Origin of the sequence: Bartonella sp. CL25QHWL (assembly GCF_042195335.1) — a bacterium.
Lineage (GTDB): Bacteria > Pseudomonadota > Alphaproteobacteria > Rhizobiales > Rhizobiaceae > Bartonella.
The window spans coordinates 1-957 of the sequence record NZ_JBHIOE010000069.1; the positions used below are offsets into that span (position 1 = coordinate 1).

1 pseudogene is annotated in these 957 nt (G+C 43.7%); it reads left to right on the forward strand.

Features of this window, described 5'->3' with window-relative positions:
- Nucleotides 1-957, forward strand: a pseudogene (locus tag ACFILY_RS09500) (hypothetical protein); the annotation flags it as partial.

A 957-nucleotide genomic window follows, 5' to 3' on the forward strand; every position in this document is an offset into this window, starting at 1 on the left:
TTCACGGTTAAAACAGTAAAATCTGATGGTACTGAGAGTGAGGAGAGCTATACAGATGTGGCTTCAGCGTTTGCCGGCGTAGGCACTTCTTTCACGGATTTACATAAAGAGATTACCAATGAAATTAGCACTGCTCAGGCTGACGCGTTGTTGTGGGATAAGGCTAAAGGTGCGTTTGTAGCGACGCATGGGGACAGTAAAGAGAACAGCAAGATTACGTCTCTTAAAAATGGAGACATTAGTGGAACCTCAACGGATGCCGTAACGGGTAACCAGCTTCATAAATTTGGTGGCGATGTTGCGCAGTCTTTAGGTGGTGGTGCTAAGTATGAGAATGGAACTTGGAGTGCGCCTACATTTGCGGTTAAGAGCGTGAAAGAAGATGGCAAAACAGAAGATAAAGAGTATCATGATGTAGCAACAGCGTTTGCTGGTGTAGGAACTTCTTTCGCGAATGTGAATAATTCTATCACGAATATTAAGGATGAAATTAGCAAAGATATTGCTGAAGCAAAGAGTGATTCCTTGAATTGGAGCGACACTGCACATGCGTTTGTAGCGACGCATGGTGAAGAGAAGGTAAGCAGCAAGATAACATCGCTTACCAATGGGTCTATAACTAAAGACTCAAGTGATGCTGTAGCGGGTAATCAGCTATATGCTCTAGGGAGCGGTGTTGCGCAATCTTTAGGTGGTAAAGCTAAGTATGAAGGTGGCACATGGACAGCTCCGACTTACGAAATCTCTAATGTTTCTGCAGATGGTGATGTGGAAAAGACGAGCTTCAATGATGTTGGTAGCGCCTTTGCGGGTCTTGATACGAGTGTCAAGAATGTGAACACTCATCTGTCTAATGAGGTCAAAAAGTTTGATGAAAAACTAAGTAATATTACTCAAGCGGTTAATGGTGATGCTTTATTATGGAGCGACGCTGCACATGCCTTTGTAGCGACGCAT